The organism is Nesterenkonia lutea (assembly GCF_014873955.1).
Lineage (GTDB): Bacteria > Actinomycetota > Actinomycetes > Actinomycetales > Micrococcaceae > Nesterenkonia > Nesterenkonia lutea.
The window spans coordinates 2,540,914-2,553,840 of sequence record NZ_JADBED010000001.1; the positions used below are offsets into that span (position 1 = coordinate 2,540,914).

Sequence of the window (12,927 nt, forward strand, 5' to 3'; positions counted from 1 at the left end):
AACTCTCATCAGGAGGAATCATGTCTCGCATCACCCCCCGCTACCTCTCGGTCGCCGCGCTCATCTCAGCCACACTGCTGGTCAGCGGCTGCCTCTCCAACGATCCCGAGGAGGTGGAGGCCGAGGACGACGCCGGAGCCGCCGCCGCCGAACCCGCGGGCGACAACGCCGAGGCAGGTGAGGACGTCGTCATTGGGTTCTCCGGACCCGCCGCCGGTCACGGCTGGATCGGCGCCATCACCGAAGGCGCCCAGAACCAGGGCGACGAGTTCGATGACGTGGAACTGCGCGTCTCAGAGGGCACCGATGACGTCAATGAACAGATCAGCCACATCGAACAGTTCATCAACGATGAGGTCGACGCGATCGTCGTTCTCCCCTTCGACGGGGCGGCCCTGACGGAGATCGCCACCGAGGCGATGGAGGCCGGGATCCCCGTGGTCAACGTGGACCGTGAATTCTCCAGCCCCTTCGCCGCCAGGACCACCATCCTGGGGGACAACTATGGGATGGGCGTCTCCGCGGGCGAGTACATCTGTGAGCAGCTCGGCGATCAGGAGGACGCGGTGGTGGCCGAGATCGCCGGCATCGATTCCCTGCCGCTGACCCAGGACCGCAGCGAAGGATTTGAGGAAGCCCTCAGTGACTGCGGACTGGAAGTCGACAACCGGGTCGCAGCTGACTTCACGGTCCAGGGCGGGGAGAGCGCCGCCGCCAACCTGCTGCAGGCGGCACCGGAGATCGACGCCATCTGGAACCACGATGACGACCAGGGCGTCGGCGTCCTCGCAGCCATCGAGAACGCCGGCCGCGACGAGTTCTTCATGGTGGGCGGAGCCGGTTCCGCGAACATGATGCGCGAGATCGAATCCGGCGAGTCCGTGGTCGAGGCCACTGTCGTCTACCCCGCCACCCAGGCCGCCGACGGCGTGCGTCTGGCGCGGCTGCTCGCCCAGGATCGCGCCATGGGAGACCTCGTCCAGATCGAGGTGCCCCGTGAGATCCAGCTCTACGCACCCGTGGTCACGGCAGACAACGTGGACCAGTACCTGCCCAACGCCTTCGAGTCCTGAGCGGCAGCGATGGCAGAGCGAGCGAAGCCGCGCCTCGGCGTGGCCATGATCGGGCATTCCTTCATGGGACGGACCCACTCCCACGCCTGGCGATCAGCCTCACGGTTCTTCAACCTGCCGCTGGAGCCAGAGATGAAGGTGCTCGTCGGCCGTGACCAGCCCAGGGCCGAGGCCGCCGCCTCGACCCTGGGCTGGGCGGAGGTCTCCACGGACTGGCGCCAGGTGCTTGAGCGCAAGGATGTGCATCTGATCGACATCTGCACCCCGGGCGACACCCACGCGGAGATCGCCGAGGCCGCCCTCGATGCAGGGAAGCACGTCCTGGTGGAGAAGCCGATGGCCAACTCCGTGGCCGAGGCCCAGCGGATGGTCGACGCCGCCCAGCGGGCACGGTCACAGGGGATCCACGCCATGGTGGGGTTCACCTACCGGCGAGTGCCAGCGCTCCAGCTGGCCCGCGAGCTGATCAGCGAGGGGCGCATCGGTGAGATCCGGCAGGTGCGTGCCCAGTACCTGCAGGACTGGCTCGCCGATCCGGAGGTCCCGCTGTCCTGGCGGCTGGATCGGGAGAAGGCCGGTTCAGGTGCCCTGGGAGACATCGGGGCCCACATCGTGGACCTCACGTACTTCCTCACCGGCGAGCGCTTCGCAGGCGTCTCGGGACTTCTCGACACCCTGGTGCCGGAACGGCCCATCGCCGCACCGGCCGGAGGGGACGGTGCCGACGGCGCCGCCGGGAGCGCCGGGGCAGGAGGCGGTCTCGGTGGCGGCGTGGGAGGCGACGCGCGCGGTCCGGTCACGGTGGATGACACCGCGCTCGTCACCGGTCGGCTCAGCTCGGGGGCGCCGGTGATCCTTGAGGCCACCCGCTTCGCCTGGGGACGCAAGAACGCGATGCGCATCGAGGTCTCCGGCTCCCGCGGGGCGATCTGCTTCGACTTCGAGGAGATGAACGTCCTGCACCACTACGACGCCTCAGCTCCAGCCCGGACCGCGGGGTTCACCCGCATCCTGGCCACCGAACCGGAACACCCCTTCGTCGAGGCGTGGTGGCCCCCCGGCCATGGACTGGGCTACGAACATGGATTCACCCATCAGGTCGTCGACCTGGTGCGTGGGATCGCCGCGGATCAGGCCCCGCGGCCTTCCTTCGAGGACGGCCTCCACGTCCAGCACGTGCTGGACGCCATCGAGCGCTCGAGCGGCGCAGCCAATCAGTGGACTGCGGTCCACCAGTCTGAGCGGAGTTGAGAACATGACACGACCAGTCACGCTGTTCACCGGGCAATGGGCGGATCTGCCTTTCGAGGAAGTCGCCCGCCTCGCCGGGGAATGGGGCTACGACGGTCTGGAGATCGCCTGTTGGGGCGACCACCTCGATCCGGCGCGCGCCGCCGAGGATGACGCCTATGTCCAGAATCGCCTGGACATCTTGGAGAAGAACGGCCTGCAGGTCTTCACCATCGCGAACCACCTCAAGGGGCAGGCCGTCTGCGATGATCCCATCGACGCCAGGCACCGTGACATCCTGCCGGATCACCTCTGGGGCGACGGTGACCCGGAGGGGGTGCGTCAGCGGGCAGCTGAGGAGATGAAGCAGACCGCACACGCCGCTGCTCGGCTGGGAGTGAAGACGGTGACCGGGTTCACCGGCTCTGCGATCTGGAAGTATGTCGCGATGTTCCCGCCCGTCTCCGAGGAGCTGGTCGAGGCGGGCTACCAGGACTTCGCTGACCGATGGAACCCGATCCTGGACGTCTTCGATGAGGTGGGGGTGCGCTTCGCCCACGAGGTGCATCCCTCTGAGATCGCCTATGACTATTGGACCACCCAGCGCACCCTGGAGGCGATCGGGCACCGTGAAGCCTTCGGGCTGAACTGGGACCCCTCCCACATGGTGTGGCAGGACCTGGACCCGGTCGGCTTCCTCTGGGATTACCAGGACCGGATCTATCACGTGCATTGCAAGGACACGAAGAAGCGACTGAACAACGGGCGCAACGGTCGGCTGTCCTCGCACCTGGCCTGGGCCGATCCGCGGCGCGGCTGGGACTTCATCTCCACCGGTCGTGGGGATGTCCCCTGGGAGGACGCCTTCCGCATGCTCAATGCCATCGACTACACCGGCCCGCTCTCCGTGGAATGGGAGGACGCCGGGATGGACCGGCTCACCGGTGCCCCCCAGGCCCTGAAGTTCGTGCGGGACAATGCCTTCGACCCCTCGGCAGCTGCCTTCGACGCGGCCTTCTCCTCCTCCTGATCGGGCCGGCCACGGCAGTCTGCGCGTGCCGTTCCACAGCAAGGGACCCCCTGGAGAAGGTTCTCCAGGGGGTCCCTTGCTGTGTCCGGGGTCGGTCTTAGTCCGAGGACCCCGTCCGGTGGCGCTTGGTGATCAGCAAGGCGCTGCCAGCGATGATCAGCAGAGCACTCATCGCGATCAGAGCAGTGAGCAGCGCCCCGGGGCCCGTGGACGGAAGGTCGCCGGAGTCTGACGCTGCCCTGGCATCATCTGCGGAGGCTGCGGCGTCGGATTCGCTGGAGTCCTCTCGGGGGGCGTCTGACTGCTCAGGTCCGTCCGAATCGTCCGGCGTGCCCGAGTCGATCGGTGAGTCTGAGTCACCCGTGGATGCCGATGGCGTCCCGGAAGGAGCGTCTGACGACGTCGGCGATGCGGATTCGTTGGGCTCCTCCGAGCCATCTGACCCGTCCGGGGCGTCCGAACCGTCCGACTCGTCGAGAGCGTCCGTATCCGCGGGGGTGTCGGTCGCGCTGCCCGTCGGAGCGTCAGTGGGCTCGTCTGTCTGCTCGCCCGTGGGGGTGCCGGTCGGAGTATCCGTCGCGTCCGCAGTGGGCTCACCCGTAGGGGTGTCAGTCGGGTCCACAGTGGGCTCGTCGGTCGGAGTCTCCGTCGGAGTGTCGGTTGGATCGACGGTCGGCTCCCCCGTGGGCTCGTCGGTGGGTTCTTCCGTCGGCTCCACAGGCGGGGTGGTCGTCGGCAGCGGAGCTGACCCCGTCGCGCAGCTCGCGTCGGTGAAGACGTTGTTGTCCAGAGTCACCGAACCGTTCCGCGCGAGCGCCCGTCCCTGAACCTGAGTGCCCGAGGTGACACTGATGGAGGTCAGAGCGAGGATCGAGCCGACGAATGATGTGCCGGTTCCCAACGTCGCCGAGCTGCCGACCTGCCAGTAGACATTGCAGGCCTGGGCGCCGTTGACGAGAGAAACGCTGCTCGCCGAGCCTGTGGTCAAGCTGGAGCCCGCCTGGAACACGAACACCGAGTCTGGGTCTCCCTGACCGTCGAGTGTCAGGGTGCCGCTCAGCGACATCGAGCTCGAGGAGGAGTAGACGCCCCCCACCAGGGTCCGGCCCACGAGGTCTCCAGTGAAGTCCTCATCCGTGGTTGGGGCGAGGCCGACGAGATTGTCGTACGCGGTGGTCACGTCCGACTGCGCCTGAGCAGCCACCGCATTTCCCGCGTTCAGGCTTCCCCCGTAGGTGCCAGGAGGAAAGCCGGTGATGGCTGTGCCGGGGCTGACACCCAGGTCCCCGCTCAAGCTGGTCGGTCCGGTGTTGCTCACGGATTGGCCGCCAAGCACCGAGAAGGACTGGGCAGTTCCCAGTCCTGCTGGGGTGGTGACCGCCGAAGCGGCGGAGGAGAACGACAGAGCCACTGCCATGGCCATGACCGCGACGAGCAGGGCACTCAGCCCAAGCCGCAATCGCGCACTGAAATCTGCCCGCTGGACCGCTGACGCAGGTCGAGCCGGGCCGGTTGTAATGTTCATTTTCCCCAGAAAGGAATCCGATTGGTGCCGATCGAACGTTGTCGTCCGCATGTGTCCCAACAGATTCCGCACCTATTGAAAACCGGTGCTCTGGGTGACTTATTCGAGATATTACGGTGCTGAGAATCGATCCACGAGTCCATTCACGGCTTCTGACCAGGTATATATCACCAGGTACGTACTGAGGCGCGGTGATGCCGAAAAACCCGTTCTGAAAAGGTTTCTCAAGCTTCGACACATTTCGGGGCATCGAACACCCGGCAAGAACTGCCGGGTGCTGCGCGTGGGCTCGGTGGAGGATTTCTGAGCATCGACTCACCGTTGCGTCGCTGCGCTTAAACCAAGCCTGCCGCACGGTCGATGGAAACCTAGGGCAGTGGAAACGTGGACATCATGACAGCACCGCCACGGCGCAGATGGCGCCGAGGACCATCGACGGGCCGAAGGGAATGTCAGTGTCCCGGCTGCCCCGCCTGCTGAGGAGCACCAGCAGCGCGATCACGCCGTTGAGGAGAAAGCCGAACACCGTCCCAGCGGCCACGTGGGACCAGCCGAACCAGCCGAGGAACGCCCCGATCACTGCGGCAAACTTCACATCTCCCAGTCCCAGTCCTGAAGGCGAGATCATCGCCAGCAAGAGATACCCGAACAACAGGACGGCGGCGCCCAGCAGGCTCCGCCCCAGGGCGTCCCACTCCTCTCCCATGGCAGCCGCGAGACCGAGGGGCACCAGCAGTGCGGCTACAGTTGCCAGTACGAAGACATCGGGCAGGCGCCTGACGCTGAGGTCGATGACCGTCAGCAGGGAACCCCCGACTCCCGCCGCCGCGAAGGCCACGAGCTCCGCTGGGTTCTCGGCGAGCGCGGCGGCGCCTGCTCCTGCGATCGCCGCCAGGGGCACGTGGATGCGCGAACGCGACCAGACGGTGCGTTCCTCAAGGAACGGCTTCATCGTCGGAGTCAGCAGGAGCGCGACCAGGCCCGCCAGGCCCGTGACGACGGCAAGAACCCAGGGATCGTCAACCATCACAGCCCGCTGAAGGTCTCAACGATATTGATCGCTGCGGGACCCATGACCACGATGAAGATCACCGGGAGGATGAACAGCATCAGTGGAGCGAGCACCTTGACCGGGATCTTCTGCGCCTTCTCCTCGGCGCGCTGGCGACGTTTGAGCCGCATCTCGTCGGCCTGGGTGCGCAGAACACCCGCGATGGACACTCCATAGGCGTCCGCCTGGATGACCGCTCGAACAAATCTCCGCAGATCAACAACTGTGGTGCGTGTCGTCAGCCCCTCAAAAGCCTGCCGGCGCGAATTGCCCATCTGGATGTCTTGCAGGGTCCGGACCAGTTCCTCCGCCAGAGGTCCCTTGCCGTTCTGCGCCGCTCGCGCCATGGCGGAATCAAAGCCAAGACCTGCTTCCACTGCGATCGTCATCTGATCCAGGGTGTCGGCAAGCTCAAGCTCGATCTTTTCGCTGCGTTTGGTCCCCTCGCTGTTCAGCAATAGCTCCGGTACGAAATATCCGACCAGCGACACCGCCAGAGTCAGCAGCACCATCAGCGGCGGTGGGCTGGCCAGTACGGTCAGCACCGTGACGATGGATGCTCCCACAGCCCAGAGCACTTTGAGGGTGAGGAGCTTGTCCACAGTCCACGCGGAAGGACGTCCAGCCAGCGTGTGCTGGCGATCCAACACCCTCACGATGAGGTCGGGGGTCAACCGTCGGGCCACGGTGGCCAGGGGAATGCCCTGCTCCGCTTTTGCCGGACCATTCGTGGAAGCCACCAGAGTCACACCGCCACGGCGAAGGTTGGCCCGCGCCACCCGCCTCACGGGGTCCACTCCGGTCCATATCAGCCAGACGCCCAGGCCCACGGCAAGAGCCGCAGTGGTGGCCGAGAGAAGTACGATCTCGTTCATGGCCATCAGAACTTGATCTCGACAGTTTTTCGGAGCCAGAGCCCTCCGATGGTGAGCATGACCACGCCGAGGATCATCAGCCCGTAGCCCAGGAGGCTCTCAGTGAAGGGAGCCAGATAGGCGGGGTTTGTGACCAGAAGGAAGATCGCCAGCCCGAAGGGAAGGGCCATCAGGATCAGGGCGGAGAGTTTGCCCTCAGCGCTGAGGGTGGCCACCTGACGCTTGATGTCGTTGCGCTGGCGGATCGTGTTGGACACGCCGTCAAGAACCTCCGCCAGGTTTCCACCGACTTCGCGGTTGATCGCGATCGCCTGGGCGATCCAGGAGAAGTCATCGCTGGCCATCCGTGCTGCCGTGATGTCAAGTGCCACGCCGAGATCGCGGCCCACCCGGGTCTCGTTGACGATGCGGACGAACTCTTCAGAGCTCGGGCTCTCCGCTTCGCTCGCCACCGAGGAGAGCGCCTGCGGCAGGCTGTGCCCGGCGCGCAGATTCGAGGCCATGAGCTGCAGCGAGTCGTCGAGCTGATCGGCGAACTGCCTCTGACGCTTGGAGATCCTCAGCCCCAGCATGATGCGCGCCCCGACGGGGACCACGACCGTCAACAGGACGGCCAGCAGCACCCCGCCCAGCAACAGTCCCAGCGCGGCACCGACCAGCGACCCCACGATGACCAGGAAGACGAAGTCCTGGGCGCGCAGCTTCACGGCGGCGAGCTCCAGAGTGGAGGCGCCCACCGGAGCTCCGCGCCGCCTGATCACCTGTTCAACGAGGGACGTCGCCGATCCTGCACCGCGCTGCAGCGCACTGGCCGCCGGAACGTGACCCGGCCTCCTGCGTTCCATGGGAATTCGAACCGGTCCAGGGGAGAGCCACAGGTACCCGAGCAGCCCCACCGCCAGCGCACCGGCAAGCACAGCACTGGCGAGCAGACCGTAGTCAGCAAGGAGAGCGATCATCTCCCGCGTCCTGTCTCCGGTTGGGCGAAGACCCGGGGTGACACGGTGATGCCCAGGTCGTCGAAACGTTCGGTGAACCGTGGGCGGATCCCGGTGGAGATGGGTGTTCCGAGGAACTTGCCGTCAGCGTCCACGCCTGCCGAGTAGTCGAAGAGGAAGACGTCCTGCAGGGTCACGGTCTCGCCCTCCATGCCGTGCACCTCGGTGACTGCGGTGACGCGCCGAGTGCCGTCGCGCAGACGAGTGAGCTGGACGATGAGGTCCACCGCAGAGGCGAGCTGCTCCCGGATGGCACGCAGCGGCAGCTCCATCCCAGCCATGAGCACCAGAGTCTCCAACCGTGCGACGGCATCACGCGGAGAGTTCGCATGCACCGTGGACAGGGAGCCGTCGTGGCCGGTGTTCATCGCCTGGAGCATGTCCAGACTCTCTCCACCGCGCACCTCACCCACCACGATGCGGTCGGGACGCATGCGCAGCGAATTACGCACCAGGTCACGGATGCTGACCTCACCCTTGCCCTCCACGTTCGGAGGACGTGACTCGAGGCGAACGACATGGTCCTGCTGGAGCTGCAGCTCGACCGCATCCTCAATGGTGACGATCCGCTCACCGTCGGGAATGAAGGAGGAGAGCACGTTCAGCAGGGTCGTCTTGCCTGAGCCTGTGCCTCCGGAGACGATGATGTTCAGTTTGGCCGCCACACAGGCGTTCAGCAGTTCTGCCATCTCGGGGCTGAGCGTGCCGAACCGGACCAGGTCATCCACCTTGAAGGGGTCCTTGCTGAACTTTCTGATGGTCAGCGAGGAGCCGTTGAAGGCCAGGGGTGGGATCACGGCGTTGACGCGTGAGCCGTCGAGCAGACGCGCATCGACCATGGGGGCTGACTCGTCGATCCGCCGTCCGATCCGGGAGACTATCCGTTCGATCACCAGTCGCAGATGCTGCTCAGAGGCGAAGCGACTCGCGGTCCGCTGAAGCTGTCCGGACTTCTCGATGTAGATCATGTCTGGTCCGTTGACCATCACCTCGGTGACTGTCTCATCATCGAGCAGCCGCTGAAGCGGGCCGTAGCCGAGCACGTCATCCTGGACCTCGGCGGTCAGCCGCTTGCGCTCTTCACCGCTGAGTGGAATTGAGGACTTCTCGATCACGGCGTTGAGCTCGGCCTTCACGAGGGCATGGAGCTGTGCCTCATCGAGCTTCGGATCATTCAGGCGGGCCCCGATTCGCTCGAACAGGGTCGCCGCGGCGTTGTCCTTCAGTCGCCGGAGCGCGTCATCGGGCTCTTCGGCGCGTGCCGGGGCGCTGGGCTGCTCCCGTGCTGTGGCCACGGTCCGGCGCGTAGCGGTCCTGGGTGCGGGCTCCGGCACGGTCTCTGACTTCTTCTCCCTCGGTGCCTCCTGCACGGGAGCGGGTGCGGCCGGGACTTTCGCCGGAGGCTGAGCCCCGCTCTGCACTGCCTTCAATCGCTCGGACAGACTCATGCCCTCCCCTTCCTCTTCACCCGGAGCCTGCCCCGACCATCCAGCACGACTCCCTCAGGAAGCAGCCTGTTCACCAGAGAGGCCAAGGACTTCACGAGCGGGTCACGCGCATGAGACTGCATCAGCGGGACCCCGATGTTGATGGAGGCGGGAGCCCCCTTGGATCGAGCGATCGACGTTCCCACCGGAAGGCCCAGCGTGTGCTCCACGTCCTTCAGTGAGACCCCGTCGGCGGCGTCGGCCCAGTTGACGAGCACGTGGTAACGGTCGGTGAACATCTGGAGCACGGAGAGAGTGTCGACCACCTTGCGCATTCCACTGACCCCGGTGACGCTCAACCCGGTCAGCAGCAGCGGATCCGTGGTGAAGTCCAGGGCCCCCAACGTATGGTCCGACAGTCCCGGGGCGGTGTCGACCACGACGTAGGGAAACTCCTGGGTCAGCACCTGGAGCAGGTGACTGATCTGGGCGCTGGTGATGCCGTCGGCCTCTGCAGGGTGCTCGGGGGCGGGAAGCACGTAGAGACCCGTCTCATGCAGGGTCAGCCGAGTCTTCAGCGCAATCGTGTCACCGCTGGCGACGCTCTGCAGCGCCTCGGGCAGGAAATGTTCAGGCGTGAGGTTCAGCGCGGTGGCGACATCGCCGAACTGCACGTCCAGATCGACGATCACTGTGGAGTATGGCACCGCCTGAGCCAGGGCGACGGCGACATTGGTCGCCACCGTGGTCTTGCCCACACCGCCTTTGGAGGAGACCACGGTGATCACCCGACCGGTAGGGGCCTCGGGCTCGGGCCGGGCGTTGCGGATCGCGATCGTGTCGGCCAGCTGAGACGCTTCGCCCAGCGCCTCACGAACCTGATCCGCGTCGGCCGTGACGGGAAGGAGATCTCTCACCCCGGCCCGCATGGCAGGAAGCCCGAGCGCCTCAGGCTCATCCGTGACAAGCAGAACCACCGTGTCCGGGTGCTCGGTGTGGAACCGGGCCGCGAGCTTCAGACAGAGATCCGGATCTGACCGTGAGTCCATCACCAGCACCCCTGGCACGGGGGCCCCGTTGAGGCGCCCCAACAGGTCCGCAGGGTTTTCCGAGTAGGGCACAGGCAGCGAGAGGTGCCCGGCGCCCGCCGCTTCGGCGTAGGTCGATTCGATATCGGGGCCGGCTGCGGCCAAGGCGATGCGGCTCATTCGAGCACGTCCTCTACTTGGATCGGCCCGGTGTCATCCTCGGGCCCATCCTCGGGCTCCAGGGAGAGCCAGATTCCGTGGAACTCGCCAGCGTGGGCGACGAGTTTGGCATCGGGTGCCTCTACCGCGAGCGTCACCATCAGGGTCTCTGCCGCAGGTTCGGTCGTCGCTTCGCCATCCTCCGTCACGGTCTCGGTGACACCACCCTGGACCCGAGTCACGAGGACCTTCTGCAGCGTCAGCTGTGTCTCCTGAGGATCAGCAGGACTGACGAAGAAGCCGACGGTGTCGCCGGGGCTGAGATGCCCGCCGATGACCCGAGTCGTGGGCAGCTGGACAGTGATCTCATGAAATCCCTCGGGGGCATCCGCCTTCGTGGGGTCCGCCAGGTCCTCCGGAGACGCGAACCGAGCGGTGACGAGCTGCTCGCCCGGATAGAGCGTTGTGGTGGTGACCTGTCCCGCCACATCCTCAAGCGAGACGAGGCCGTCGGGCACCGTCGCTGAGGCGGGCAGCTCCTCGGTGGCCACGAAGTCTCCGAGTTCTTCGGCAGGTGTGCCTTCGGGTGCTGATTCGGTCACCACCAGCACGGTCTCCGGTGACATCCCGTCCATAGCGCGCTGATCGGCCGCGTTGACGTAGCTGATGACCAGCACAGCTGCGAGAGCGGCGAGGATGAACGCCGCGATGGCAGCGATGAGGCGACGGGACAAAGGAGAGCCTTACTCGGTCAGGGTCAGGGCAACCACCGCGGCCCCCATGCGGGGGCCTTCGGGGCTGTAGTCAAAAGCATCTGTCAGGTCCACAAAGCGGTCGAAACTGCCACTGATGCACCGGTCACTTCCACTGCAGGGAGAGTTGTTCCTGTACGAGCCGGCAAAATCATAGCCAGAGACCGTGAAGGCTGCGTAGCCGAAGATCTGGTACTCACCGCCGCTTCCTGTTCCCGTGGTCTTATCAAAGATCGGCAGCAGGACCGTCTTTCCCACCCACTTGGAGAAGTCCTCCGGGGCACAGCCGGAGGGAACGTTGTTTCCAGTATCTGAACCGACCCACCCATCAATGACCGATTCGGTTTCGCCGCAGCTCGCGCCCGGAGTCAGCCAGCCGAATCCGCCCGGGAGTGGACTCTCCGAGGATCCAATCGAGCCGGAGGTTCCAGGGCATGCCTGGTTCTTCTCGCTGCCCTTGTTGTAGAGAACGGCATCCGGGGTCGCCTCAGGTATGTCCACACCAGTCACATTTCCCTCGGAATCCCGAAGCACGGTGACCCCCTCCTGGCCCTCCAGCTCACACCAGGAGAAGGTCAACGGCATGACGGCCGTGCCGCCGGTGGGGTACCCCCACCGGGCGCTGGACTGGACTCGGATGGGTGAGGAATCGATGCCGATGATCGGGGCGAACCAGTGCTCCCGCGTCGTGCTGGTCTCCACGGTGACCTCCCCTGTGGCGGGGTCGAAGCTGCTGAGTCCTCCTTCTGCACCCGCCGCATTGAAATTCGCTGCGGCCATGGCCTCCGCAGTGTCCTGTGCAATGGTGCTGCCGCAATCATCCCGAGCGCAGTCCTGGGCGATGGCCAAGGCACCGGCGTCAGCGCCGGCCTGCAGCTGCTGTTTGTCCGCGTGCATGGCACCGATATCTATGGCGAGTGCCGCGAGAATCATGATGGGAACCATCATCAGAGCGACGATCACAGCAGAAGCACCGCGGTCGTTCTTCTCTGCCCGATCGCACCGGAGGTTCTTCAGCCGTTGCATCGCATGGTCCCCTTGCCCGTGAGCGTGACAGCCCCGAGTCCCCCGAGCAGCTGCATCGGATAGCTGATGGTCACCGTGGCGGTCCCGGGGCCCGAAGTTCCCGCTGCTTCACATGTTGAGGGAATGATGCTGATCTGAGCAGCAGAGATGCTCGCCGAGGGCGAGGCGGAACTGATCGCTGTCTCTTTAGCCACAGCCTGGGGATCCACACCGCCGGAGGTGTCCTGAAGAGCCATGACTCGCACTCCATCACGGGCAGCGTTCGAGAGAACTGACTGCACGTGGAAGGCATGCCCGAAGGCGAGGATTCCGAGAAGCATCAGGACAAGAACCGGGGCCACGATGGCAAACTCCACTGCGGACGCTCCGCGATCACGATCTCGTGCTTTCACGTCTCGATCCTTCCGCAGCACAGGAGTTCAAACAGGCCTTAGAACCAAAGTTGCCGGCGGACCCCCCTGAGGGCTCCACCGGCAACTAGATATGGGAAGCGATTCTTACTACGACTAGCCGCCGGCCGGGGCCTCTCCGGCGCCGGGGAGGTCTCCGGCGATGTCATTGAAGAGACCGCTGAGCGTCGTACCGAGAAGAGTCACGGCCACGATGATCACAACGGCGATCAGACCAACCAGGAGTCCGTACTCCACGGCAGTGGCGCCCTTGTCCTTGCGGCCTTCGAAGCGGTCAGTCATGAAGGACTGGAGGGTGGCGATGAGTGCATATGTGCGAGTCATGGGATTTCCTTCACATCAA

The 12,927-nt window shown here is 65.3% G+C and carries 13 protein-coding genes; 3 read left to right on the forward strand and 10 right to left on the reverse strand.

The features are described from left to right. The first annotated feature begins 20 nt into the window (after positions 1–20). The 3 genes from H4W27_RS11590 to H4W27_RS11600 are packed head-to-tail and all read left to right on the forward strand — an operon-like array spanning position 21 to position 3,333. Positions 21–1,073: a substrate-binding domain-containing protein gene (locus H4W27_RS11590; RefSeq protein ID WP_192596068.1), complete on the forward strand. Its 1,053-nt coding sequence runs from the start codon at positions 21–23 to the stop codon at positions 1,071–1,073. 9 nt (positions 1,074–1,082) lie between these two features. Beyond that, positions 1,083–2,324, forward strand: a complete 1,242-nt coding sequence (locus tag H4W27_RS11595) for a Gfo/Idh/MocA family protein (RefSeq protein WP_192596069.1) — start codon at positions 1,083–1,085, stop codon at positions 2,322–2,324. Between the two features lie 4 nt (positions 2,325–2,328). Further along, entirely contained in the window at positions 2,329–3,333 is a 1,005-nt protein-coding gene (locus H4W27_RS11600; protein ID WP_192596070.1) for a sugar phosphate isomerase/epimerase family protein, read from the forward strand. Between the two features lie 97 nt (positions 3,334–3,430). Here the strand turns inward: H4W27_RS11600 and H4W27_RS11605 are convergent, their stop codons facing one another. The 10 genes from H4W27_RS11605 to H4W27_RS11650 form a co-directional block, all read right to left on the reverse strand. After that, on the reverse strand, positions 3,431–4,792 hold the full coding sequence (locus H4W27_RS11605) for an ice-binding family protein (protein WP_225939102.1): 1,362 nt from the start codon (positions 4,790–4,792) through the stop codon (positions 3,431–3,433). Between the two features lie 457 nt (positions 4,793–5,249). Then, the gene (locus H4W27_RS11610) at positions 5,250–5,885 is read right to left on the reverse strand and encodes a prepilin peptidase (protein WP_192596071.1); all 636 of its coding nucleotides are present in this window, start codon (positions 5,883–5,885) and stop codon (positions 5,250–5,252) included. Continuing rightward, positions 5,885–6,790, reverse strand: a complete 906-nt coding sequence (locus H4W27_RS11615; RefSeq protein WP_225939103.1) for a type II secretion system F family protein — start codon at positions 6,788–6,790, stop codon at positions 5,885–5,887. The genes H4W27_RS11610 and H4W27_RS11615 overlap by 1 nt, the downstream gene beginning before the upstream one ends. Next, entirely contained in the window at positions 6,790–7,743 is a 954-nt protein-coding gene (locus H4W27_RS11620) for a type II secretion system F family protein (RefSeq protein WP_192596072.1), read from the reverse strand. The genes H4W27_RS11615 and H4W27_RS11620 overlap by 1 nt, the downstream gene beginning before the upstream one ends. Beyond that, positions 7,740–9,230 (reverse strand): CpaF family protein, encoded by a 1,491-nt coding sequence (locus H4W27_RS11625; RefSeq protein WP_192596073.1) that lies wholly within the window; start codon positions 9,228–9,230, stop codon positions 7,740–7,742. The genes H4W27_RS11620 and H4W27_RS11625 overlap by 4 nt, the downstream gene beginning before the upstream one ends. Next, entirely contained in the window at positions 9,227–10,417 is a 1,191-nt protein-coding gene (locus H4W27_RS11630) for an AAA family ATPase (RefSeq protein ID WP_192596074.1), read from the reverse strand. The genes H4W27_RS11625 and H4W27_RS11630 overlap by 4 nt, the downstream gene beginning before the upstream one ends. Further along, positions 10,414–11,130, reverse strand: a complete 717-nt coding sequence (cpaB, locus tag H4W27_RS11635) for a Flp pilus assembly protein CpaB (RefSeq protein WP_192596075.1) — start codon at positions 11,128–11,130, stop codon at positions 10,414–10,416. The genes H4W27_RS11630 and cpaB overlap by 4 nt, the downstream gene beginning before the upstream one ends. A 9-nt stretch (positions 11,131–11,139) precedes the next feature. After that, on the reverse strand, positions 11,140–12,174 hold the full coding sequence (locus tag H4W27_RS11640) for a TadE/TadG family type IV pilus assembly protein (RefSeq protein ID WP_225939104.1): 1,035 nt from the start codon (positions 12,172–12,174) through the stop codon (positions 11,140–11,142). Further along, positions 12,162–12,566, reverse strand: coding sequence for a TadE/TadG family type IV pilus assembly protein (locus H4W27_RS11645; RefSeq protein WP_192596077.1), 405 nt, complete (start codon positions 12,564–12,566; stop codon positions 12,162–12,164). Before H4W27_RS11645 ends, H4W27_RS11640 begins: the two co-directional genes overlap by 13 nt. A 114-nt stretch (positions 12,567–12,680) precedes the next feature. Then, positions 12,681–12,908, reverse strand: coding sequence for a Flp family type IVb pilin (locus H4W27_RS11650; protein WP_192596078.1), 228 nt, complete (start codon positions 12,906–12,908; stop codon positions 12,681–12,683). Positions 12,909–12,927: the final 19 nt, after the last annotated feature.

Coding starts and splice junctions, on each gene's coding strand:
- H4W27_RS11650 (WP_192596078.1), bottom strand. CDS start 12,908: ATGACTCGCACATATGCACTCATCGCCACCCTCCAGTCCTTCATGACT.
- H4W27_RS11615 (WP_225939103.1), bottom strand. CDS start 6,790: ATGGCCATGAACGAGATCGTACTTCTCTCGGCCACCACTGCGGCTCTT.
- H4W27_RS11590 (WP_192596068.1), top strand. CDS start 21: ATGTCTCGCATCACCCCCCGCTACCTCTCGGTCGCCGCGCTCATCTCA.
- H4W27_RS11640 (WP_225939104.1), bottom strand. CDS start 12,174: ATGCAACGGCTGAAGAACCTCCGGTGCGATCGGGCAGAGAAGAACGAC.
- H4W27_RS11595 (WP_192596069.1), top strand. CDS start 1,083: ATGGCAGAGCGAGCGAAGCCGCGCCTCGGCGTGGCCATGATCGGGCAT.
- H4W27_RS11625 (WP_192596073.1), bottom strand. CDS start 9,230: ATGAGTCTGTCCGAGCGATTGAAGGCAGTGCAGAGCGGGGCTCAGCCT.
- H4W27_RS11620 (WP_192596072.1), bottom strand. CDS start 7,743: ATGATCGCTCTCCTTGCTGACTACGGTCTGCTCGCCAGTGCTGTGCTT.
- H4W27_RS11600 (WP_192596070.1), top strand. CDS start 2,329: ATGACACGACCAGTCACGCTGTTCACCGGGCAATGGGCGGATCTGCCT.
- H4W27_RS11630 (WP_192596074.1), bottom strand. CDS start 10,417: ATGAGCCGCATCGCCTTGGCCGCAGCCGGCCCCGATATCGAATCGACC.
- H4W27_RS11610 (WP_192596071.1), bottom strand. CDS start 5,885: ATGGTTGACGATCCCTGGGTTCTTGCCGTCGTCACGGGCCTGGCGGGC.